This is a genomic window from Blastopirellula sp. SH421 (assembly GCF_057808535.1).
Window position 1 is genome coordinate 972,326 of the sequence record NZ_CM173712.1, and the last position, 21,684, is coordinate 994,009.

Sequence of the window (21,684 nt, forward strand, 5' to 3'; positions counted from 1 at the left end):
CGATTAACCTAGCTTTCACTATAGAGGATCGGCCGCATTAGTTGGTCGAGAGTGACGATTCCCAGCGTCTTGCCGTCGCGCGCTTTCACGACGGCCATGCTTTCTCCACTGCTTTGCATGCGGAGCAGCGCCGCGATTTGAGTATCACTGCCGGCTACCACTGGCAGTACGCGATACGATTGAATCGTCTTATCCGGCGTCAAGATCAAGTCGCAAGTGCGCACGTACCCGATCACCTCGTTTTTGACTGACGCAGTCTTAGCCACCGGCAGAGCCGTGACCTTGTGCTTTTTCGCATAGGCCAACGCGCTTGTTTTTTCGGCGCCGATGATCGCCACGTAGGTTTTCGCCAGCGGCAGCGCAAGCGTACCGACTGACTGATTGGCGACAGCGAACAGCCCTTGCGCCAGGCGCCGTTGTCCCGCGTTTAAGATGCCTGCTTCGCCCCCTTCGTCCAAGACATCTTCTAGTTCTTTACGAGCCAACTGCAGTCGAACCTGTGTCGGTGATTCGCCCAACAACCACTGCAATCCTTGCCCCATCACCCAAAGCACCGCAGCGAATGGCGAGAACAAAATCGTGCATAGAAAAAACAACGGGCTGCCGCGCAGCAGCAGCGTGTTGGGAGCATGAAAGAACAGATTTTTGGGCAACGACTCTCCATAGACAAACAGCACCGGAGCCAGCAGCGTGGGCAACAGTAGTTCGGCCGTCGAATTGCCAGGGAAAAAAATGCCGGCCGCCAACACGATCGAAAGTGAAACGAGATAGTTCGCCAGGTTGTTGCCGATCAATGTGGTCGCGACAAACAGCGCTGGATGATTGGTGAGAAACAACAGGAACTTCGCCAAGAACTTTCCGTCCAGCGCATCCAATACCAAGCGAATCCGGGTCACCCGATAAAAGCCGGTCTCGGTTCCGCTAAAAAATGCCGAGAGGAAAACGGCGAACGCAAATAAGGCGAGGATCCAGATCATGTCCAATCTTCCTCTCTTTCGATCAAAGAGAGTCGAATGATCGGTTGGCCGCGCAGCGGAACCGAGACCACATGAAAATGAAATGGGCCCCAGGTCGCTTCATCGCCGGGCTCCGGCAGTTGCTCAAGCTCTTCGTGCAACAGGCCGTTGACCGTTGTCGGACGAATCTGTGGAACGTCGGCCCCAAAGCGTTTCGCCAAGCGGCGTAAACTGGTCATGCCGGGGATCAGCCACACGCCCGGCTCGATCTGCTGAAATGTTTGACGATGCAGCAGCCGTTCACTGCGTCCCGAATGGTAAGAGAAGATCGCTTCGGCCGCGTCGCTTAGCGTGAGCACGCCGATCACCTCTCCCAGTTCATTGACGATGGCGGCAACTTCGCGCTGCCGCGTAATCATCTGCTGCAACACCACCGCCGCTTTGGTGCACCAGGGAGCATACAAGACTGGCGACGCGAGTCGCTCTAGGTTTTCTTCAGGCAGCTCGGTCGCAGTCATCAAATTGTAGGCGCCGGCAACATCTTCCGAGTCTGACTCGGTCACTAGTAGATAGCCGCTCGGCGGAACTTCTCCCGCTAGATCGGCGCGAGAGACCGGCGGACGGAACGAACGGTATTGTCTTCGCGGTCGCATCAGCTCGTTCACCGTAATTTCTGATAACGAGACGATGTTTTGCAACGCGACTTGTTCTTGTTCGAGCAACGTGGCGTTTTCGGTTGAAAACACAATCGCCCGCTCCAGGTCAGAGACTTGCAAGTAAGGTTCAGGCTTGAAGCCTGGCCAGATCAGCCGGCGCGAGAGCGTAATCACGGTGCGCAGCAGCGGCAGAATGGGATCGGCGGCTCGAACCGCCAAAGTGACCGGCAGCGCTAACAGCGTTGCGATCGCCGGAGCACGCAACACGGCGAGGCTTTTCGGCAGCATCTCGCTGGAGAAAATAATCACCATCAGCGATCCAGCGGCGAACCCAGCGGCTGCGGCGCCCCCAAATTCTCTTTCGATCCGAATGCCGACGACCGAGGCCAGGCTGAAGTACAGCACGTTAACGACCAGATTCCAGAAGAGGACGGCCGAGAGTAAGCGATCAGGATCGTTAAGTAGTTGGGCAGCGATCTGCTGGGTCGCAGTCCCCGAAGCGAGCTTCCGCCGATCCTCTATTTTAAGATAGAAGAAAGCCGCTTCGGCCGCCGAAAAAATTGCTGAGAGCGCGAGCAACGCCGCCATGAAGATCAACCACGGCGTCATCGCCGAAATTAAATCCATGACCTGTCTCCGGCGTGAGGGCGATTCTCGTTACGAGTCATCTTGCCCAGACGTTCTCCCCATTTCGACGTCAAATTCATAAATCGCTGGAATCAGCATAGCGAATGTCGTAAAGCCGTAGGAGAAGGCAGTCACCAGAAAGACTTCCAAATTTTTGTTCAGCAGCAACGTCGTAATCGCGTAGAACGTTGCTAGCGGCACCACAAACGCCGCCGTTGCGATCGCCGGCGATGGATTACGATGGCCGATCGCCACATACAGGCCGAGTCCGCCACCGGCGATAAATCCCAGGAACGGGAAGAGTTGGAAGTGAAACGAATCACTAAACGAAATCATCAGCAAAATACAGGTAATCACCCCCAGGAACAGAAAGAAGACCGTCCCCAAGCTGACGCCGATCGCGACCCGGCTGCTGGAGTAAATCATGCCGCAGTGGATGCCGAGCGTCGTGACAAACAGATACATCACCGCCAGACCAAGCGTTAGGAAGACGAGATTTTCGGTATACATTCCGCCTTGCCACCACAGATAAAGCGTTAGCAGCATTGGCGCGATTACCATTTCTTTGGTCACCCACAAGACGCCTGCGAGTTTGCCAAAAATAAATTCGCGCGGAGTCAGATCAGTCACCAGCAAAATATCCAGGGAGCGTCCATCGCGTTCGTTAGTGATTGAGGTGACCGCCAATGCGTTAACAATCACCATGCTGACCAGATACAGCGGCGTCAGCGCTTGGGCTGCGTCCGGAATGATTGCTCCCATTTGATCGACGATCGACTTGGCCGCATTACTAAGGATCAATTGATGCAACGCAACTGCCGCCGCTGCGACTAGCAGCAGATAGGCGATTCGGATGATGATCACTTTGCGACCGTACGCCCAGGTCTGCGTTTCACGCCACAAAACGGGATTATCCCACACTTCGCGATGTTTCGACTGCATCTTCCGCGTCCGCGCGTCAACATGTTCAGAGCGGCGGGCCTCTTCGGCGTCGGCGGTAGGTTTCCCTTGTTTTTGGGCTAGGTCATGTTCGGCGCCCCAGATGGACTCTTGCGTTTCGGCCTTGGGACCAAAGTCTCGCCGAGCTTCTCTGGAAGGATTCCAGACGCGAACCAGTGCGATGGCAAGACCGTTAAGCACCAGCGTGGTTCCGGCGGCAATTACCAGATAGAGCCAAATCGGATTGCCGAGCGCTCCGAGTTCGATCGACACCGTCGGGAAAGGCCGCGCCGCCTCCAGGACCGCCCGAATCGGGCTCAACGCGGTGGCCAGCGTGTCAGGAGCCATCCCTAGCGGTCGGTCGCCGATCAGCCAGTTCAATGCGCCGGCAGCGATCGCTTCACAAAATCCAAGCCAAAAGACGATTGCGAGCGCGGTCAGCGACAACGTTTGAAACGTTTTCTCGCGCCACAATGCCAGCGTCGATCCCAAGCTGCCTGCGGCGATTGCTGTGACAAAAGTAACCAGAAAGACATAGAAGATTTGCGAAGGCGAAACTCCACCAAACAGCACAACTGCCGTAAACAGCGGCAGCGCCGCCAAAATCAGCACTAACACGTTCAGTAAGCTGGCCAGCATTTTGCCCAGGACCAGTTCTGAGTTATTTAAACGGGTCATCAGCAGTAGGATGAGCGTCTTTTTGTCTTTTTCTTGCGCGACGGCGCTGGCCGACGAAAAAGCGGCAAAGAAAATCACCAGGCTCAGCTGAATCGGCGCTAAAATCTGAAACAGCACCGCGCCAAACCGGGCCATATCGCCCACATTGCGGATGATCTGCGTGCCGGCCATCACCAGCCAAGCGGTGCACATCAGCAAAAAAAGGCCAGCCACGTAAACCGTGCGATAGGTGTAAAACTTGCTCCGCCGCGGTGTAACGGCGGCTTCTCGCGTAAAGACGGGCCCGATAAACAACGTGCGGTCCTTGGTCGAAGGGAGCGGTGAGCGGAGAAAGCTCCGATTATAGCTGGAGACCCGGCAAATTAGGACGCCGACGACACGGTTAGCGTGTTAAAACCTCAGGTGTTTTCCTGTTGCACACCCTGCTAAATCCCCCCAAGTGGGTTTTTTGGTGCGATTTCGACAGATTTCGCCAATAACGATCCTGGTCTGCGGCTCTTAGCTGTGGTTCATCGCGACGATCCAACAAGACAGAACGAGCCTTTGAGCAACGACGAACCCGCTTTCGAAGAGGCGCCGATTGATGCTGCCGTCGTCGAAACGTCTTACCGCGAACATGCAGAACGTCTCCAACGGTTCGTTTGGGGTGTGGTGCGTGACGCGCCGACTGCGGCGGATGTGGTTCAGGCCACTTTTGTCAAATTTGCCGCATACGGCGGTTCGGTAGAGCCCACTGCTCGTAAGAGTTGGCTCTACCAAGTCGCCTACCGCGAGGCATTGTCGATCCGCCGCCGCTTGGCCGTGGGTCGTAAAGTGGATCAGCGTTTACAGTGGCTGCACCAAGGTTGGGACTCTGCAGCACCAGAAACCGAACTAGTTCGCACCGAATTGGTCGACCACGTTCGCCAGGCGATTGACCGGTTGCCCGATGACTTAAAGCAGATCGTTTATCTGCGAACCTACGAAGAACGAACCTTTGCCGAAATCGCCGAACAGTTGCAAATCCCGTTGGGGACGGCGCTGGGCCGAATGCGAACAGCCCTCGCCAAACTGAAAACAGCACTCGCCAAACTTGATCAACAAACAAAACGCGAAAACTGACCACCAGACTTATGAGCCAATTTTCGGAACAAGACGATTTTGATCTCACCGCGGTGCGGTATCTCTCTGGCGAACTTTTGCCGGCCGAGACCGAAGCGTTTGAGCTGCTGTTGGCCCAGGATGTCGCGGCATGCGAACGTCTAGCCGATGTCGTTGAGCTGACGGCTGCGATGATGGCTCTACCCGCTGAACTGCCGACACCCGGTGATTCTGCACTGCTTGTCACACCTAGCCGCTCTCTTTCGGGTTGGCCCTATGTATTGGCCGCTTCGATTGTGTTCGCGATCGCGGGTGGATTGGTGATCTTGGCTCCCTGGAATGACGACGCCGACACGCGCTTGGCGCAGTCCTGGATTGATTCGTCTGTTGCTGTTAATGAACTGATGGGGGGAGATGATCTGCTTGTCACTGAACAAGAGTTAAATCCGCAGCTCGAAGGGATTCAGCTGGAAGTTACTGTCTGGGATGGCGATGACGACACGACCTGGAACACGCCGCCGGCTTGGATGTTGGCTGCCGTCGCGCTGGAACAAGACGACGATCTCGATCGCGAAGCGGTCACCGCCGAGGTGCAGCAATGAGCGATCGTCCCTTGATTAGCCTTTCGTTAGGCTTGCTTACCGTGCTGATGGTTTCTTCTGCTGCGGCCCAAAAGCCCGGCGAAACGAGACTTCGAGCTATTGCTCAAAGGACCGTTTCACTCGAAACAACACCGGCAAGTAAGAATTCGGCAGAGAAGAAACCGGCAAAAGAAGTCAAAGATGTTGCGGCAAGTGAGAGCGAAAAATTGCGTCGTGAGCAACTGGCATACGCGCTGGTGCAAAAGCACCATCCCGAACTGGCGACCCTGTTACGCCCCCTGAAACGTTTGAAGCCGCGCCAGTATGACATTGCAATCCGCGAACTGTCTCGCGTCAGCGAAAAGCTAAGCCTGATCGAACAACGTCAACCTGAGCGTTACGAGTTGGAGCTGGCCAACTGGAAATCAAAGTCACGGATTCAATTGCTGACTGCTCAATTGCAAATGTCCCCCAGCGATGAGTCGATACGTGATCGCCTACGCGAAGAAATCGCTCAGCAGATTACGTCCCAGCGACAGTTGCTAGAGCTAGAAAAAAAACGCGTTTCGCAGCGGCTTGAGTTTCTTAACTCACAGTTAGAACGGATGGACGGGGATGTTTCGACCATGGTCGAACAGCGTCTAAGAGCGATTGATCCAGCGGCGAAAAAAGGATCTCGCGCACGTAAAACGACCCCTGCTAACAGCGAAACGCCGAAAGAATAACCGATGCACGCCTTAATGACTGACGTCGGTTCGACCGAATCGAACAAGGAGTTTTCGATGACGCACCGCTTGCTCGCGCCCCTCGCCGGTTTGACCTTCGCTTGGCTCTGCTGCTTCGGCATTGCCGAGGTCCGCGCTGCCGATCTACCAACGCTGGATCAGCGGTTCGCCGACGAAAACGTGGATGAAGTACCGGACTTTCAACGGCATGTGATTCCGCTGATGAGTCGGTTGGGCTGTAACGGGCGCTCGTGCCATGGTTCGTTCCAGGGACGCGGCGGTTTCCAACTGTCGCTGTTTGGCTATGACTTTCAAGCCGACCATGATGCCATGTCCAAAGGGGACGCGCCTCGCGTTGACACGGCTGCGATTGACGACAGTCTGATCATCGCCAAACCGACCGATGAGTTTACCCACGAAGGGGGCGAACGTTACAAGCTAGGAAGTTGGGAGCATCGCGTCTTTAAAAACTGGATCGCCGCTGGCGCCAAGTTTGACAAAGACGAAGTCGCCAAGCTGGAACGCCTAGAAGTGACTCCGGCCGAAGTGCTGTTTGGCGCCGAATCGCAAACGGCGCAGCTGAAAGCGATCGCCGTCTGGGCCGATGGCTCGCGAGAAGATGTCACGCCGCTCTGCCGTTATACGACCAATGATGGCGAAATCGCCGCAGTCGATGGGGACGGGGTTATCAGCGCAGGTGAAAGAGGTGACACGCATGTCATCGTCGCCTATGACAAAGCGGTCATTTCGGTTCCGGTCCTTCGTCCGGTAACCGATCTGGTGGGAACCAGTTATCCGCAAGTTGCCGCGACTACCAAGATTGATGAGCTGGTGGTCGGCAAATTGCGCAAGTTAGGGATTACGCCGTCACCGGTCGCCGCTGACGAAGAGTTTTTACGACGCGTCAATCTCGATATCGCAGGCACGCTGCCGACGCCGGACGAAATTCGAGCTTTCGTCGCCGACAAAGATCCTGCCAAACGCCAGGCCAAGATCAATGAATTGCTCGATACGACCGCCTATGTCGCCAAGTGGACGACACTGCTTTGCGACATCACCGGCAACAATGACCAACAATTAAACAACGTCTCGCCGGTTCGACTGGGACCAAGCCAGGAATGGTACGACTGGGTTTATCGTCGCGTCGAGCAAAACATGCCGTACGACGAACTTGCCACCGGCATTATTATGGCCCGCAGCCGTGAGCCTGGCGATTCGTATCGCGAATATTGTGAAGAGATGAGTGATCTCTATCGCAAAAATGGATCCTACGCTGACCGTGACACGCTGACACACTATTGGGCTCGGCTTAACTTCCGCACGCCGGAAGATCGCGCGATTGGTTTTGCCTACACCTTCATGGGGATTCGAATTCAGTGTGCCCAATGCCACAAGCATCCGTTTGATGTCTGGTCGAAGCAGGACTTTGACGACTTCAAAACCTTCTTCGCGCAGGCTCGTTTCGCGCGACAGCCGCGTCGCACCGACCCAGCGTTTGAAGAATATACGGCGATGATGAAAGAGTTAGACGTTGAGGGGAGAAACGGTGGCGAGATTCGTCGCAATATCGCCAAGAAGCTGCAGCAGGGAAACACGGTGCCGTTTCCAGAAGTCGATTTGCTGCCGACCGCTTCTGTTTTCCGTCAGCCCAATCGCGGCAAGCGAACGAAGAACATGCCGAAGCCGGAGATGATGGCCAACATCCTGGGCGAAACCCAAGTTGATCTCTCGCAGGTAGAAGATATCCGAGAGCCGCTGATGAATTGGCTTCGCAGTGATACGAATCCCTACTTCGCCAAAGCACTGGTCAATCGAGTGTGGGCCGCCTATTTCAATGTCGGAATCGTCGATCCGGCCGACGATCTGAGCCTAGGCAATCCGCCATCAAATGGGCCGCTGCTCGACCATCTGGCCGACGGCTTCATTAAAAGTGGCTACGACATGAAGTGGCTCCATCGCGAGATCACTTCGAGCGATACCTACCAACGAACGTGGGTTCCGAATGACACGAACCGGATGGACTTTCGCAACTTTAGCCGCGCCATTCCCCGTCGCTTGCCGGCCGAAGTCGCCTACGACATCGTGACCCAAGCGACCACCAACGACAAAACCTTAGAGAACTACGCAGCGACCTTGAACGATCGCGCCATGTCGATCCCCGGAACCGCTCCGCAAGGCAAAGCTCGTAACGCCCAATATGCGTTGCAAGTTTTTGGTCGATCGACTCGTGAAAGCAATTGCGAATGCGATCGTTCGATGGAAGCGAGCCTGTTGCAGACCGTTTATCTACAGAACGATTCGGAAGTCCTCAAACGTTTGACTGACAACGGCGGCTGGGTCGCGGAACTAGCAAGCCAGATCAACGGCAACCCCGATGTCGATAAGCAGCTAGAGCGACGCGTCGAGGAAGGACGCAAGTTGATCGCCAAGGGACAGGAAAAGTTGATGCGAATCCGCAAAAACAATTCCAAGCCGGAATTGATCCAGCAAGCCGCCAAAAAGTTGGCTGCGGCGCGCTCGAGATTGGAAGTGCTGGAGCGGCAACTGCATCGTCAAAAACTTTCGACCGTCGAAAAGTCGACACCGACCGATATCGCCGCCATGGTGGAAGAAGCTTACCTTCGAACGCTTAGCCGTTGGCCCGATCAAGAAGAGAAAACGCTCGCCGAACGTCACTTCCAAACGGTCGGCGATCCGGTTGATAGCATTCGCGATTTGATGTGGGCCTTGGTCAACACCAAAGAGTTTATCGTTAACCACTAATTCAATTCACGCTACCCACAGCGCCAGTGCGCTACGATCACTATTAGGGAGACATCGGATTATGGCGATTCACCGAACATGCGATGGAATGCAGCGGCGGGATGTGATGAAAATCGGCCTGTTGGGCGGAGTTGGGCTCACCTTGTCTGGTTACCTGCAGCTATCCAACGCAGGTCAAGTCGCTGACAAAAACGCCAAAGCCGGCATTTTTATCGATCTGACCGGCGGGCCGACCCATCTCGATACTTTTGACTTGAAGCCGGATGCGCCCAGTGAATTTCGTGGCGATTTCAAGCCGATTGAAACAAACGTATCCGGCATGCAGATCAGCGAGCATCTGCCGAAACTGGCCAAGCAGGCCGACAAATTCTGCATCCTGCGCGGCGTGTCGCACACGTTGGCCGCACATCGCCTTGGTTCGGAATACGTCAACACCGGCACGCGTCCGATCGCATCGCTAACATATCCGGCGTACGGTTCGGTCGTCGCCAAAGAATTGTCGGCGCCGGTCGATCTGCCGCCGAATGTGGCGATTCCACGCGGTTCGCATTCGTCGGGATTCCTCGGCGTGAAATATGCTTCGCTCAACACGAATTCGACGCCCAGGGCAGGCGCACCGTTCGCGGTGCGTGGCGTCAGCCTCTCAGGCGGTTTAACGATCGAAGAAGTTAACCGTCGCCAAGACTTGCTCACATCTCTGGATCGTAAGTTCCGCGGATTTGAGTCCGATGATCAACTGCTGGAAGGGCTGGATCAGTTCAGTCAACAAGCACACGCGATTATCACCTCAAAGAAAGCTCGTGAAGCTTTTGACATCAGCAAAGAGTCACCAGCGTTTGCTAAAGACTTCGAGGCCGATCCGTTTAGCATGAGCTGCTTGTTGGCAATTCGACTGGTAGAAGCCGGCGTGCGATTTGTCACCATCACCAACGGCGGTTGGGATACGCATACTGAAGGCTTTGCACGCCTAAAGGACAAGCAGCTGCCGCCGCTGGATAACGGCCTGGCCGCGCTTTACGGCGGTTTGGCTCAACGTGGTTTGCTCGATCAAACGGCGGTCTTTGTAACCGGCGAATTTGGCCGAACGCCGAAGATCAACGCCAACGGCGGTCGCGACCATTACCCGCGTTGCATGACCATGCTCATGGCCGGCGGCGGCGTTCGCGGCGGTCAGGTGATCGGCGCCAGCGACGAGAAGGGCTCTGCTCCGGCTGACGGACATGGCATTAAGCCGGATGATGTCGCCGCTTCGTTCTATCACGCGCTTGGCATTGATCATACCAAAGAGTATCACACCAGCAGCGGTCGACCGATCACGCTAGTGCGTGATGGCGTCGTGATTGATCAGTTGTTCGCATAAGTTTGTTTAGACCCATTCCCAGCGTCTTTGATTTCGGCATTCCGTCGGACAGGACGCTGGGGTTCTTTTCTTAGGTGGAGACCCCCGCGATGAAGAATGTTGTTCGTACGATGTTGATTTTGACGTTTGTTGCTTTGATCGCGTTGCCGGCCATGGCCGCCGATAAGGCCGAAAAGAAAGCGAAAAAGGCCAAAGGCGCCGCCAACGCCGGCGTATTCGCCGTGCTGAAGAAGATTGAACTGACGGACGCTCAGAAAGAGCAAGTCGCCGCGCTGAAGAAAGAATTTGGCGGCAAGCTGGCCGAAGCCAACAAAGCGGTTGGACTGACTGAAGAGCAAAAAACAGCTCGCAAGTCTGCGATGCAAGAAGTCAAAGACAAAGGTCTAAAAGGGAAAGAAGCTCGCGAGTACGTGAGCGGCAAAGTCAATCTTTCGAGCGAGCAGCAAGCCGCTCAAAAAGAACTGGCTTCGCTGACCGCCGTCGTCCGCACCAAGCTGGTCGGCATTTTGACGCCAGAGCAAAAAGAAGCCGCTGGCATCAAAGACATGCCGGCCAAGAAGAAGAAAAAAGACGCGAAGTAAGCTGCGCTTTGTTTTTTCTGCAAGAAACGAAAGCGCCGACGGATATTCCGTCGGCGTTTTCTGTTTCGAATGTTGGGCGCTGTGAGCAGCTTACTCGGCAAGCTCCATAATCTCGACCTTACGAAACTCACAAGGATGGCTCTCGGATTGTAGCGAGATCGTGCCGCCGCTCAGCATTAGATCGCCATCTTTCGCCAAGCTCTTGGCATGAGCGTCGCGCGCATCGAGCTGCGACTTTTCGTACTCTAGCACCAGCTTGCCGTTAACGAAATGTTTGATCGCACCGTTACCGTGGACTTCGACTTCGCAAGTAACCCACTGGTCACCGTGGAAGGTGTCGCTGCTGCTGTTGGTGCAGTGGGGCATGAACAAGTTCCCCTTCAGCACAACGTTGGTCCCCGGCGTGCACAAGTTGGCAGTCGAACGCTTGTCTTTGCCGTTGCCGCCGAGCAGTTGCACTTCGATCGAAGCAGGGAAGTCTTGGTCTTTGCCCATCGTTTCTGGCGATTCGCCGTGAATCATGAGCCCGCTGTTGCGTAGCGCCCAGCCGGGGCCTCCTTTGCATTGATCACCGACAAAGCGGTATTCGACGCGCAGACGATAATTGGAGAACGGCTGATCGTAGAACAGGTGCCCGAACGTTTCGTTGAACTCAGGATATTTCTCTGCGTCATAGCCGACCTTTAACACGCCATCTTCAACGCGGAAGGTGTCGCCGTAGTTGTCGCCAGCTTCGTGATAACGGATTTTCGGCGTCCAGCCTTCCAAGTCTTTGCCGTTGAACAGGGGGCGCCATTTGCCTTCTTCGGCCACGGCGGCGGTGGCCATCAGCAGCGTCAAGCCAAGTGCGAGAGCTCTCATGTCGGTCGCTTTCTTATCGAGATCGGGGGAATGTACGGGGGGAGCCTGAGCCAGGCGAAAGGGTTCGGAATCGACCCAGTTCAACTATAATCGATCAAATCGAAAGCGTCTTGCTAGGGCCACGGAAACGGGAAAATCACAGATTCCTGGGCCAATAAACGGTGATCCTTCCCCTGGATGGGATAAGAAACGCCTAATCGGGAGTCTCTCAACGCGTAGAATCGCTGCGATACTTTGGCGACATTAATTAGATAGATCCGCTCGCACCTTCGCCGCAGAATTCCGGCGACTTCCCCTTCGATCTGAATTGAAAGTCCAATCCTGTGACACGAACCACCTTGGCGATCCTGATGTTGCTGTTGTGCGTTTGCGCTGCCGAGGCCGCACCGCCAAAGTCGCTCCGCATTTTGTCGTACAACATTCATCACGGAGAAGGGATCGACGGAAAGCTTGACCTGCCGCGTATTGCCAACGTGATCAAGTCGGTCACGCCCGACTTGGTGCTGCTGCAGGAAGTCGATCGCAACACCAAGCGGACTGGCAATGTCGATCAGGCGGCCGAGCTAGGCAAGCTGACCGGTATGGAGGTCGCCTTTGGTAGCAATTTGGCCTTAGAAGGAGGAGGCTACGGCAACGCGATCTTGTCTCGGTTTGCTTTGAGCGAGGTGAAAAATCATCCGCTGCCGAACTTGACCGCAGGGGAGCCGCGGGGAATTCTCAGCGCGATGATCAAGTTGCCTCCAGCGATGGGGATTGAAAACTGCCGTGTGTTGGTGACGCATCTGGATCATCGCAGCGCGGACGTGGATCGCCTGGCGTCGATCGAAGCAATCCAGCAGTTGATCGGCGATCAACAGCAAGCAACCATCATCGGCGGCGATTTCAATGCGACTCTGGATAGCGCTGTGATGAAAAACGTGCAACAGCACTGGACGTTAGCGAATCGGAGTGAGCTACCGACGATTCCGGTCGACAAGCCGCAGCGGCAGATCGACTTTATTGGATTTCGGCCAGCCAATGGCTTCGCTGTCGGTGAAGTTTATGTCTTGGACGAAGCGATCGCTTCCGACCATCGAGCGATCCTAGTCGAGCTGTTACCGACGACCGGCAATTAAGCTGCATCATCTAAAGCGTCGGCCCGACCAACCACGGCACGAATTCTTCTTCGCCGATCCCCAGCGTTTCGCTTTTGGTCGGCTTTCCGCTGGCGACGGCCAAGATTTCTTCAAAGATCTTGGCTCCCATCGCATCGACCGAGACGCCGTGCAAGATTTCGCCGGCGTTGATATCCATGTCATCGACCATCCGCTCATACATCGGCGTATTGGTGGCGATTTTGATCGACGGCGATGGCTTGCAGCCAAAGCAACTGCCGCGACCCGTCGTAAAGACCACCACGTTGGCGCCGCCGGCGACCATGCCGGTGACGCTGGCCGGATCGTAGCCCGGGGTGTCCATCACCATCAGTCCGCGGGCAGTGGGCGCCTCGGCGTATTGCAGAACATCTACGAGCGCGGTTCCGCCCGCTTTGGCGACGGCGCCCAGCGACTTCTCGGCGATCGTGGTCAGGCCTCCTTCTTTGTTGCCGGGAGAAGGATTGTTGTCGAGTTGCACGCCGAACATCCCGACGTAATGTTTCCACCATGTGATCCGCTCGATCAGTTTGTCGGCCACTGCGGTGTTGATTGCGCGGCGGGTCAATAGGTGCTCGGCGCCAAAGATCTCCGGCGTTTCGGCCAGTATTGCGATGCCGCCGGCGGCGACTATGCGATCAGCCGCGGCGCCAACCGCTGGGTTGGCCGTGACGCCAGAGTAAGCGTCGCTGCCTCCGCATTCGGTCGCCAGCACAATCTCGCTGGCCGGTATTGGTTGCCGTCGCACATCGTTGACCCGCGGCAGCATTTCGACCAGTCGTGCGACGCCGGCTTCAATCGTTTTGGCGGTTCCGCCCTGATCCTGCATCGATAGAATCAGCGGCGCACCTGCCGGTTGATCGGCCGAGCCATCGAGTTGAACCAACCGCTCCTGCTGCACCAAGTAGCCCATCGCGCCAGTTTCGCACCCCAGGCCGATCAGCAGATAGCCGCCAATGTTGGGATGTCGCGCGATGCCGGCCATCACCCGATTGAGCGTCTGATGCGCATCACCACCAAACTGCATGGCGCAGCCGCTTTGGTGCGTGAAGGGAATGACGCCGTCGATATTCGGATACTCGGCTAGCCGGCGCTGGTCAAACGCATGGGCGACATACTTGGCGACGCTGGCCGAGCAGTTGACGGTTGAGATAACCGCGATGTAGTTGCGTGTGCCGGCGCGACCGTCGGCCCGAAGATATCCATCAAAGGTGCGCCCTGTGATGGGTGTAGGCTGCGGAGGGATATGTTGTGCCGACGCGTAGTCGAGATGTAACTCGCCAAGATGGAAGTTATGACTATGCGCATGCTCGCCGGGCGATATGGGTCTGGTCGCATAGCCGATTACTTGGCCATATTTATAAATTGCCTCGCCGACTGGAATCGCTGTCAGGGCGATCTTGTGGCCAAAACGGACCTCGCCGGCGGTGGTGATTGTGCGGTCACCCAGTGAAAATGCCTCGCCGCGAGCTAGTGTTTTGGCCGCCACAGCGACATTATCGGCGGGATGTAGCTGGATAACGCTCGGCGGGGCTGGAGGCATATTAAGGGCTCTGGATTGCGTAAAGCGAGTGCAGTAAGTAGCTTACAGCCAGCGGCTGCTCTCGGCAATCATTCCGGCGGCAAGGCGGTACGCCCTTTGACACGCGGGCCCAACCTCCCTAAAATGATCCGTTTACTCTGAGGCGATCGGGGCCGATTGTAGTTTTTGCTCCCGAGCAGCAGGGATCCACCGGCCGCCCTTCTCAACCTAAGCGAAGTCGCCATGGCAGTACCAAAGCGTAAACAGTCCAACTCTCGTACCGGTATGCGTCGTTCGCACGATGCACTGAAACCCCGGGAACTGCAATCCTGCTCCAATTGCGGGATCGCTCTGCCGACTCATGTGGTTTGCCCCAACTGCGGCACCTATATGAAGCGGGTCATCATTAAAGACGAACAGGCCGCCGAGTAATCAGCTCACGCGTCGCGTGTGTGTGCTAGCACTTTCGCGACCACGAGAAGGGGAATCGCGTGAGCAAGATCGCGTTTCTGTTCCCGGGTCAGGGAGCTCAATACGTCGGCATGGGTAAGCAGCTCGCCGCTTCGAGTCCGAAGGCGGCCGAGTTATTTCAGCGCGCTGGCGAGATCCTCGGCTATGATCTGGCCGAGCTCTGTTTCAACGGTCCCGCCGCTAGGCTGGATTCGACCGTCTTCAGCCAGCCTGCGCTGTTTGTCACCAGCATCGCCGCGCTCGAATCGATGCGCGAAGAAAATCCAGATGCTCTGTTATCGTGCGAAGGGACCGCCGGACTAAGCCTGGGCGAGTATACCGCGATGGTCTTTGCTGGCGTGATGGAGTTTGAGGACGCACTGCGGGTCGTTCAGATCCGCGGCGCCGCTATGCAGGCCGCAGCGGACGCGATGCCCAGCGGCATGGTCAGCGTCTTGGGGATGGACCGCGATCAAGTCTCGGCCATCTGCGATGAGGCCCGCGGCGACGACATCCTAGAGATCGCAAATCTGCTTTGTCCCGGCAATATCGTCGTTTCTGGCTCCAACGACGCTTGCGAGCGTGTTCCAGCGATTGCCGAAAAAGCAGGCGCGATGAAAGTCATGCCGCTGGCGGTAGCCGGTGCGTTTCATACCCAAATCATGCAGCCGGCAGTCGAAAAGCTGGCCGCGGCGCTTGCCGATGTGCCGATGTCGGCTCCGCGAATCCCGGTGGTGTCTAATGTTGATGCCGTCCCGCATTGTGACCCCGAAGAAATTCGCCAGTTGCTGATTCAGCAGGTTTGCTCCCCGGTGCGCTGGGAAGATTCGATGCGTTATTTGCTGGACGCTGGATTTAACGAATTTTTCGAGATCGGCGCTGGTCGCGTGCTTCGTGGTCTCATGAAGCGGATCGAGCGAAAAGCGGAATTCAATAATATTACGGCCTAAAGCCAGATCTCAACATTACACGGCCCAAAGGCCATTTGCCCTCAGGCGCCATTTACGTTAGGTAATTTTGATGAGCGACAATTCCCACGCCGCATTACCAGTCGATTTGAACGGACTTACCGCGATCGTCACTGGCGCTTCGCAAGGGATCGGTAAATCGATCGCGATCGCGATGGCTTCGCGCGGCGCCAAAGTCGCGGTGGTTGCTCGTAATGCCGAAAAATTGGCGGATACTGTCGCCACAATCGAAGCGGCCGGCGGAGTCGCCGAAGCTTACAGTTGCGACGTCACCAAGCGTGAAAGCGTAGAAGCGGTCGTCGACTCCGTAGTGGAGAAGTGGGGAAAGCTGGACGTCCTGGTCAACAATGCCGGCGTTACCCGCGACAATCTGCTGCCGGTCATGACCGATGACGAATGGGACAACGTCATCGAAACCAATTTGCGGGGGATGTTCTTGTTTACGCGATCTGCGTCGAAGCAGATGATGCGTGCCCGATTTGGCCGGATTATTAACATCAGCAGCGTTTCAGGGCTGATGGGGAACCCGGGCCAAACCAATTATTCGGCCTCGAAGGCGGGGATGATTGGGTTCACTCGCAGCCTGAGTCGTGAACTGGGCAAACGCAAGGTAACGGTCAACGCGATCTGTCCCGGCTTTATCGAAAGCGACATGACCAAGGTCTTGGGGCCGGCGGTCATGGATGAGGTCAAGAAGCGGATTCCGGCTCAGCGTATGGGTAAACCAGAAGAGATTGCCGATGGCGTTCTTTTCCTGGCAAGCCCCCAAGCTGCCTACATTACCGGACAAGTTCTGACAATTGATGGGGGAATGACCGGTTAATTGGTCACCCCTGATCGACGAAACTTGCTGACCTGAATACATTTAAGACTATAGTCACGCAAGTCCATCGGATCGAAACGAATTGCCGCAGGGCAGGTCTCTTCCACCTTGACCTGTCTTGCAGAATTCCTCTATCTTGTTGGACTTGAATTTTTAACGCTTGCACAATTTACATACTGTAAATAAGCCAGGTTCCTTGGTTTCTTGCGGAGGGCTTCACGCCGTGTCGGTACAAGAACGCGTATTTGAGATCGTCGCCAGTCAGTTGGGCGTCGACCAAGACAAAATCACGATGGAGAGTTCGTTTGTCAACGATCTCGGCGCCGATTCGCTCGATACGGTCGAGTTGGTGATGGAACTGGAAGAAGAGTTCGACATCGATATTCCTGAAGACGCTGCTGACAAGATCGAAACGGTCGGTCAGGCGATCAAGTTTATCGAAGAAGCAAAGAATTCGTAATTTCGTCGACCTTCGGAAGAGTTCAAGGGAATGAAGCGACGAGTCGTCGTTACTGGACTGGGAATCGTTACCTCCCTCAGTCATCGTCTGGATGAATTCTGGACGAAGCTGACGGCGGGGGAGAGCGGTATTCATGAACTGAAGCTGTTCGATACTACCAAGTTCAAAGTTAACTTTGGTGGGGATCTCCATGATTGGAGCCCGACCAACTACTTTGATACGCGGGAACTCAACCGCGTCGACCGCTTTACGCAATTTGCGATGGTCGGCGCAGTTGATGCGATCAACGATTCCAACATCGATTTCTCGAATTATGACTCGTTCCGCTGTGGAGTGATTCTAGGTTCTGGAATCGGCGGTTTGCAAACGATCGAAGATCAAGTCGAGCGTTTGCTGCTGAAGGGGCCTGATCGGGTCTCGCCGATGACAATTCCGAAGCTGATGCTCAACGCAGCCGGCGGTAATATCTCGATTCGATATGGCCTGCGCGGTCCCAACTTCACTGTTGCCACCGCTTGCGCTAGCGCTACCAACGCCATCGGTGACGCGATGAAGGCGATTCAATACGATGAAGCCGATGTCATGATCACCGGCGGCACCGAAGCCGCGATCACGCCGATGGGCATGAGCGCCTTCGCCAACATGCGTGCTCTCTCGACTCGCAATTCTGACCCAACCAAAGCCAGTCGCCCGTTTGACTTAGGTCGTGACGGGTTTGTCATGAGCGAAGGGGCCGGAATCGTCGTGCTGGAAGAGCTGGAGTCCGCCAAGGCTCGCGGCGCTACGATCTACGCCGAACTCGTCGGCTATGGTTGCAGCGGCGACGCAGGGCACATCACATCGCCGGATGAAGATGGTCGCGGAGCGTCGCGTGCAATGCAAAACGCACTGAACGACGGCAACCTGAAGGCCGACTGCATTGACTACATCAATGCTCACGGCACCAGTACGCCGCCGGGAGATGTCGCCGAAACCAAAGCAATCAAAAACGTCTTTGGCGAACATGCCTATCGGCTGAGCGTTTCTAGCACCAAGAGCGCCTTGGGGCATTCGCTGGGCGCCTCAGGCGGTATCGAGATGATTATCTCGATCATGGCGATGAAAACTTCGACCGTACCACCGACCATCAACCTAGAAGAGCCTGATCCAAAGTGCGATCTTGACTACACGCCGAACGTCGCAAAATCGCGTGAGCTGAACTACGCGATGAGCAACAGTTTCGGCTTCGGCGGACACAACGCTTCGGTAATTGTTGGTAAGTACAGCGAGTAAACGGCTCCATTGCAAAATATCGATCAACAAGGCGCCTGCTATTGGCGCCTTTTTTTGTGCGCAGACAGCAAGGCAGACCGGTAGTAAGGTGGGAGGGTTGATTTCCCAAGCTTGTTGCAAAAGCCAGTTTTCGCATTACCGTCTGCATCTTGTGTCGCTCGGAGCCGATCATGAAAACGCAATACTTTACTGCTTCCAGTTTAGATGGCTATATCGCTGACAAAAGCCATTCACTGGAGTGGCTGTTTCAGTTTGGAGTTGAACCCGGGGCGGAGTATGACGCGTTTATTGCAGAGGTCGCGGTTCTGGCAATGGGCTCAGGTACCTACGAATGGCTCTTGCGGCATATGGCCAGCTCCGGCGATTCATGGTTCTACCAGCAGCCAACTTGGGTGTTTACTTCACGGTCTTTGCCAATCATCGAAGGCGCCGATATTCGCTTTGTCAGCGGCGATGTGCGGCCTGTGCATCAGCAGATGAGCACAATCGCCGGCGAGCAGAATCTATGGATTGTCGGCGGAGGAGACTTGGTTGGGCAATTTTTTGCGGCCGGCTTGTTGGACGAGGTGTTCGTCCAATACGCACCGGTCATGCTGGGAGGCGGATCGCCATTGTTGCCGAGACGGATCGTGTCACCGCCGCTCAAACTACTGTCGAGCAAGGTGAACGAAGCAGGGTTTTTGTTGACGCATTATCAAGTTGCATACGATCCCTAGTTGGCTACTACGGTCGCTTGCGATGTTCTAGGGAAACCGAGTATTGCGTGACGCCGTTACTCCGGTGTTGCCCAAGGTTGCGCCGCCTGCCGCGCCGGGATTGGGGTCGGCGGAGGGGGGTAAGGCCATGCTGGGCAATGCCGGCGTCGCTGACATCTCAGGCGTATCGCTAGGTTGCTCAGCTGATTCGGCCGTGTTGTTGGTAATAGCCGGCGTGGCGATCTCGGTGGGAGCAGGTAAAGCAGCGGCAGTCGCTTCGGCAGCAGCAGCAATTGCCGCCGCGGCTTTCGCTTCTTCGGCCGCTAGTTTCTCGGCTTCGGCCGCTTTGGTCCGTTCCCACTGGCGATCGAGCATGCGGCGGAGAATCGATTGCTCGACTCGACCTTTGCGGCGAGCCGGCGCCACAACGCGGACTACTAGCTCTAATTCGCCTGCTTTGGGGATGCGGAAAGTGATTCGCGGATCGACCGACAGCACGGTCAGACCTTGTTGTTTGGCGAGTAAGTCAAAGTGCTGCCGCGCCTTTGAGAGCCATGGTTCGCACTCGATCTTAGCCGCTTCCAGCAGATCTAGCTCGGTCTGTCGCCAGTCATCTTTCAGGCTGCAAGGGATCTTAAAGCAGTGCAGCACATATTCCTGCGTAAAGGTCTCGTTGATCACGACCTTGTTCAGGAACATGTTGTTCGGCACGACGATTGCGCGGCCGGTCAACTGCTGCGTCATCTGATCGGGACCGATCTCCATGATCGTGGTCGTCAGGATGTTATGGTCGATGACGTCGCCGCGGATATGCTGAAATTCGATCCGATCGCCCAGTTTGAACGGTCGGCCGACGGCTTTCATGATCGAGCCTGAGACGCATTGGATCAGTTCTTTGAGCGCAATCACCACCGCGACGGCGAACGCCAAGATCGAAATCGTAACGTGCTGAATCTGCGAGGCCCAGACGATGGTCATGCCAAGCAGGAACAGGAAGAGCAAACCGTTGCGGATTTGAACCAGCCAGCGACGGCGAACGTCGCTCGGCAGCTTATCGCTGCGACGTACCGCGCGCACCAGAATACTGCGCAACACCAACAGCAGCAGTACGATCACCAGCGTCGCGATCCCGTTTTGGATCAGCTCGCCGGTAGAGAAGTACTCACTGAACTGTTCCGCTTGTTGGGCCCAGTCGATATTTTTTGCAGAGGGGAATAGGTCCATTTACTGTCTCAGTCACCAAATTGGGCTGCTGTTTGCCCTAATTGGGATATTGTAGCTTTTTCGCAAGATAGGTCAGTGGGGATTTCTGCTGGCCAAGGGTAACCCGTAACTCCATTAAAGCTGGTTTAATCGGCAGATGGTCCTTTTTTGATCGGAGATTTGCCCGGAAATTCACATAAGGGGATGCTTTCGGAGGGCTCGGCGATCACTTCGGCCAGCGTTGTCGCCCCAAAAGCCTCTTCAACCCCCTTTAATGCGTTGTCGAGACGGCGATGCAAAGCGCACAGTTTTACACCGTGCGCGGCAAGTCCCAGTGGACAGGTGTGAATTCGTTGAATAGGGTCGACCGCATTGACTACCTCGAGGATGGTCAATTCTTCAGGGAACTTCATCAGCGACATTCCGCCCCCGATTCCTCGCTGCGAACGGACAACTCCAGACTTTACCAGCCCTTGCAGCACTTTCGATAAATAGGCGAGGGGAACTCGCGTGCTGGTCGAAATTTCTTCGGTGGTGCAGGAGTTAGGAGCGGCCTGGGCCAGGTAGCAAACGGCGCGCAACGCGTATTCGACAGTTTGCGAAAACATAGATCGTGTAGTCTTGAGAGACTTAATTGGATGTTGACGTCCAATTAATAGCGGCTTAAATTGAAATAGCAAATAATAGTCACTCGATCTGTCGGTCGATGGTCCTTTATTTTAGCCCAAGCTACCAACTGGGACAGGTCGAAGGAGCTCGCGGTGCAATACATTGATGAAACGCGTCTCGAAGAAGACATTGCCTATCGCTTTCAATACTTGCAAGAGTTCACCGGCTTTGGGCCAGAGGATATCTCGGCGATTCACGGCGCCGCGCCGCTTTTAGGCCCGATCGTGCCGGCCCTGGTTGACGCGGTTTACGACAAGCTGCATCAATATGACGCGACTTGGCGGCACTTTATGCCGCGGCAGCATGGTTATGACGGACCGATGCCGGAGAAGCTCGAAGATTTGGGGATCGATCATGCCCAAATCACCTTTCGCAAGCTCCATTTGAGCCGATATCTAGAGGCGTTAGTCACACGTCCGTATGACGCGAAGATGCTGATGTATCTCGATATGGTCGGCAAGATTCATACTCCAAATGCAGGCAACAAAGCGATCGTCGTCCCATTGGTGCAGATCAATGCGTTGATGACGTTTGTCACCGATGCGCTAATCGCGACCATTTGCAGCCTCAATTTACCGCGTGAGACCGAAGTCACGACGCTCCGCGCCTTCAACAAACTGCTCTGGATCCAGATGGATCTGATCTCGCGGCACTATGTCTCGTCGTAATTCATGGTGCTGTT

21 protein-coding genes are annotated in these 21,684 nt (G+C 55.6%); 14 read left to right on the forward strand and 7 right to left on the reverse strand.

The window, feature by feature from the left end:
- Positions 1 to 8: 8 nt before the first annotated feature.
- The 3 genes from SH421x_RS03960 to SH421x_RS03970 are packed head-to-tail and all read right to left on the reverse strand — an operon-like array spanning position 9 to position 4,150.
- On the reverse strand, positions 9 to 977 hold the full coding sequence (locus SH421x_RS03960) for a CNNM domain-containing protein (RefSeq protein ID WP_488854099.1): 969 nt from the start codon (positions 975 to 977) through the stop codon (positions 9 to 11).
- Positions 974 to 2,239 carry a CNNM domain-containing protein gene (locus SH421x_RS03965; RefSeq protein WP_488854100.1) on the reverse strand — a complete coding sequence of 422 codons (1,266 nt, stop codon included), beginning with the start codon at positions 2,237 to 2,239 and terminating at the stop codon, positions 974 to 976. The genes SH421x_RS03960 and SH421x_RS03965 overlap by 4 nt, the downstream gene beginning before the upstream one ends.
- A 30-nt stretch (positions 2,240 to 2,269) precedes the next feature.
- Positions 2,270 to 4,150 carry an ABC transporter permease subunit gene (locus SH421x_RS03970; protein WP_488854101.1) on the reverse strand — a complete coding sequence of 627 codons (1,881 nt, stop codon included), beginning with the start codon at positions 4,148 to 4,150 and terminating at the stop codon, positions 2,270 to 2,272.
- Between the two features lie 249 nt (positions 4,151 to 4,399).
- Here SH421x_RS03970 and SH421x_RS03975 point away from each other — a divergent pair, with 249 nt between their 5' ends.
- From SH421x_RS03975 to SH421x_RS04000, 6 genes are all read left to right on the forward strand, one after another.
- Positions 4,400 to 4,957, forward strand: coding sequence for an RNA polymerase sigma factor (locus tag SH421x_RS03975; protein WP_488854102.1), 558 nt, complete (start codon positions 4,400 to 4,402; stop codon positions 4,955 to 4,957).
- Between the two features lie 11 nt (positions 4,958 to 4,968).
- Positions 4,969 to 5,538 carry a hypothetical protein gene (locus tag SH421x_RS03980; protein WP_488854103.1) on the forward strand — a complete coding sequence of 190 codons (570 nt, stop codon included), beginning with the start codon at positions 4,969 to 4,971 and terminating at the stop codon, positions 5,536 to 5,538.
- On the forward strand, positions 5,535 to 6,242 hold the full coding sequence (locus SH421x_RS03985; protein WP_488854104.1) for a hypothetical protein: 708 nt from the start codon (positions 5,535 to 5,537) through the stop codon (positions 6,240 to 6,242). The genes SH421x_RS03980 and SH421x_RS03985 overlap by 4 nt, the downstream gene beginning before the upstream one ends.
- 3 nt (positions 6,243 to 6,245) lie before the next feature.
- Positions 6,246 to 9,005, forward strand: coding sequence for a DUF1549 domain-containing protein (locus tag SH421x_RS03990; RefSeq protein WP_488854105.1), 2,760 nt, complete (start codon positions 6,246 to 6,248; stop codon positions 9,003 to 9,005).
- A 61-nt stretch (positions 9,006 to 9,066) separates the two neighbouring features.
- Positions 9,067 to 10,365: a DUF1501 domain-containing protein gene (locus SH421x_RS03995; protein WP_488854106.1), complete on the forward strand. Its 1,299-nt coding sequence runs from the start codon at positions 9,067 to 9,069 to the stop codon at positions 10,363 to 10,365.
- A gap of 89 nt (positions 10,366 to 10,454) precedes the next feature.
- Entirely contained in the window at positions 10,455 to 10,946 is a 492-nt protein-coding gene (locus SH421x_RS04000; protein WP_488854107.1) for a hypothetical protein, read from the forward strand.
- A gap of 90 nt (positions 10,947 to 11,036) precedes the next feature.
- Here SH421x_RS04000 and SH421x_RS04005 read toward each other — a convergent pair whose 3' ends face one another.
- The gene (locus SH421x_RS04005; RefSeq protein WP_488854108.1) at positions 11,037 to 11,807 is read right to left on the reverse strand and encodes a 3-keto-disaccharide hydrolase; all 771 of its coding nucleotides are present in this window, start codon (positions 11,805 to 11,807) and stop codon (positions 11,037 to 11,039) included.
- A gap of 323 nt (positions 11,808 to 12,130) precedes the next feature.
- Here SH421x_RS04005 and SH421x_RS04010 point away from each other — a divergent pair, with 323 nt between their 5' ends.
- Positions 12,131 to 12,922: an endonuclease/exonuclease/phosphatase family protein gene (locus SH421x_RS04010; RefSeq protein ID WP_488854109.1), complete on the forward strand. Its 792-nt coding sequence runs from the start codon at positions 12,131 to 12,133 to the stop codon at positions 12,920 to 12,922.
- A gap of 10 nt (positions 12,923 to 12,932) precedes the next feature.
- Here SH421x_RS04010 and SH421x_RS04015 read toward each other — a convergent pair whose 3' ends face one another.
- Positions 12,933 to 14,483: a UxaA family hydrolase gene (locus SH421x_RS04015; protein WP_488854110.1), complete on the reverse strand. Its 1,551-nt coding sequence runs from the start codon at positions 14,481 to 14,483 to the stop codon at positions 12,933 to 12,935.
- A 222-nt stretch (positions 14,484 to 14,705) separates the two neighbouring features.
- Here SH421x_RS04015 and rpmF point away from each other — a divergent pair, with 222 nt between their 5' ends.
- The 6 genes from rpmF to SH421x_RS04045 all read left to right on the forward strand — a co-directional run bounded on the left by rpmF (position 14,706) and on the right by SH421x_RS04045 (position 19,151).
- Positions 14,706 to 14,894 carry a 50S ribosomal protein L32 gene (gene rpmF / locus SH421x_RS04020; protein ID WP_262025171.1) on the forward strand — a complete coding sequence of 63 codons (189 nt, stop codon included), beginning with the start codon at positions 14,706 to 14,708 and terminating at the stop codon, positions 14,892 to 14,894.
- Between the two features lie 59 nt (positions 14,895 to 14,953).
- Positions 14,954 to 15,862 carry an ACP S-malonyltransferase gene (gene fabD / locus SH421x_RS04025; RefSeq protein ID WP_488854111.1) on the forward strand — a complete coding sequence of 303 codons (909 nt, stop codon included), beginning with the start codon at positions 14,954 to 14,956 and terminating at the stop codon, positions 15,860 to 15,862.
- A gap of 70 nt (positions 15,863 to 15,932) precedes the next feature.
- Positions 15,933 to 16,703 (forward strand): 3-oxoacyl-[acyl-carrier-protein] reductase, encoded by a 771-nt coding sequence (fabG, locus tag SH421x_RS04030; RefSeq protein ID WP_488854112.1) that lies wholly within the window; start codon positions 15,933 to 15,935, stop codon positions 16,701 to 16,703.
- 223 nt (positions 16,704 to 16,926) lie between these two features.
- Complete coding sequence (locus SH421x_RS04035) at positions 16,927 to 17,163, forward strand: acyl carrier protein (RefSeq protein WP_002651224.1); 237 nt, start codon at positions 16,927 to 16,929, stop codon at positions 17,161 to 17,163.
- A 30-nt stretch (positions 17,164 to 17,193) separates the two neighbouring features.
- Complete coding sequence (fabF, locus tag SH421x_RS04040; protein WP_488854113.1) at positions 17,194 to 18,435, forward strand: beta-ketoacyl-ACP synthase II; 1,242 nt, start codon at positions 17,194 to 17,196, stop codon at positions 18,433 to 18,435.
- A 170-nt stretch (positions 18,436 to 18,605) separates the two neighbouring features.
- A complete protein-coding gene (locus tag SH421x_RS04045; RefSeq protein ID WP_488854114.1) occupies positions 18,606 to 19,151 on the forward strand; it encodes a dihydrofolate reductase family protein in 546 nt (181 codons plus the stop codon).
- Positions 19,152 to 19,178: 27 nt separating this feature from the next.
- Here the strand turns inward: SH421x_RS04045 and SH421x_RS04050 are convergent, their stop codons facing one another.
- Both SH421x_RS04050 and SH421x_RS04055 read right to left on the reverse strand, forming a co-directional pair.
- Complete coding sequence (locus SH421x_RS04050; RefSeq protein ID WP_488854115.1) at positions 19,179 to 20,354, reverse strand: mechanosensitive ion channel family protein; 1,176 nt, start codon at positions 20,352 to 20,354, stop codon at positions 19,179 to 19,181.
- A gap of 125 nt (positions 20,355 to 20,479) precedes the next feature.
- A complete protein-coding gene (locus SH421x_RS04055; protein ID WP_488854116.1) occupies positions 20,480 to 20,941 on the reverse strand; it encodes an RrF2 family transcriptional regulator in 462 nt (153 codons plus the stop codon).
- A 153-nt stretch (positions 20,942 to 21,094) separates the two neighbouring features.
- On the opposite strand from SH421x_RS04055, the gene SH421x_RS04060 reads away from it, so the two are divergent.
- Complete coding sequence (locus tag SH421x_RS04060) at positions 21,095 to 21,670, forward strand: protoglobin family protein (RefSeq protein WP_488854117.1); 576 nt, start codon at positions 21,095 to 21,097, stop codon at positions 21,668 to 21,670.
- Positions 21,671 to 21,684 lie beyond the last annotated feature (14 nt).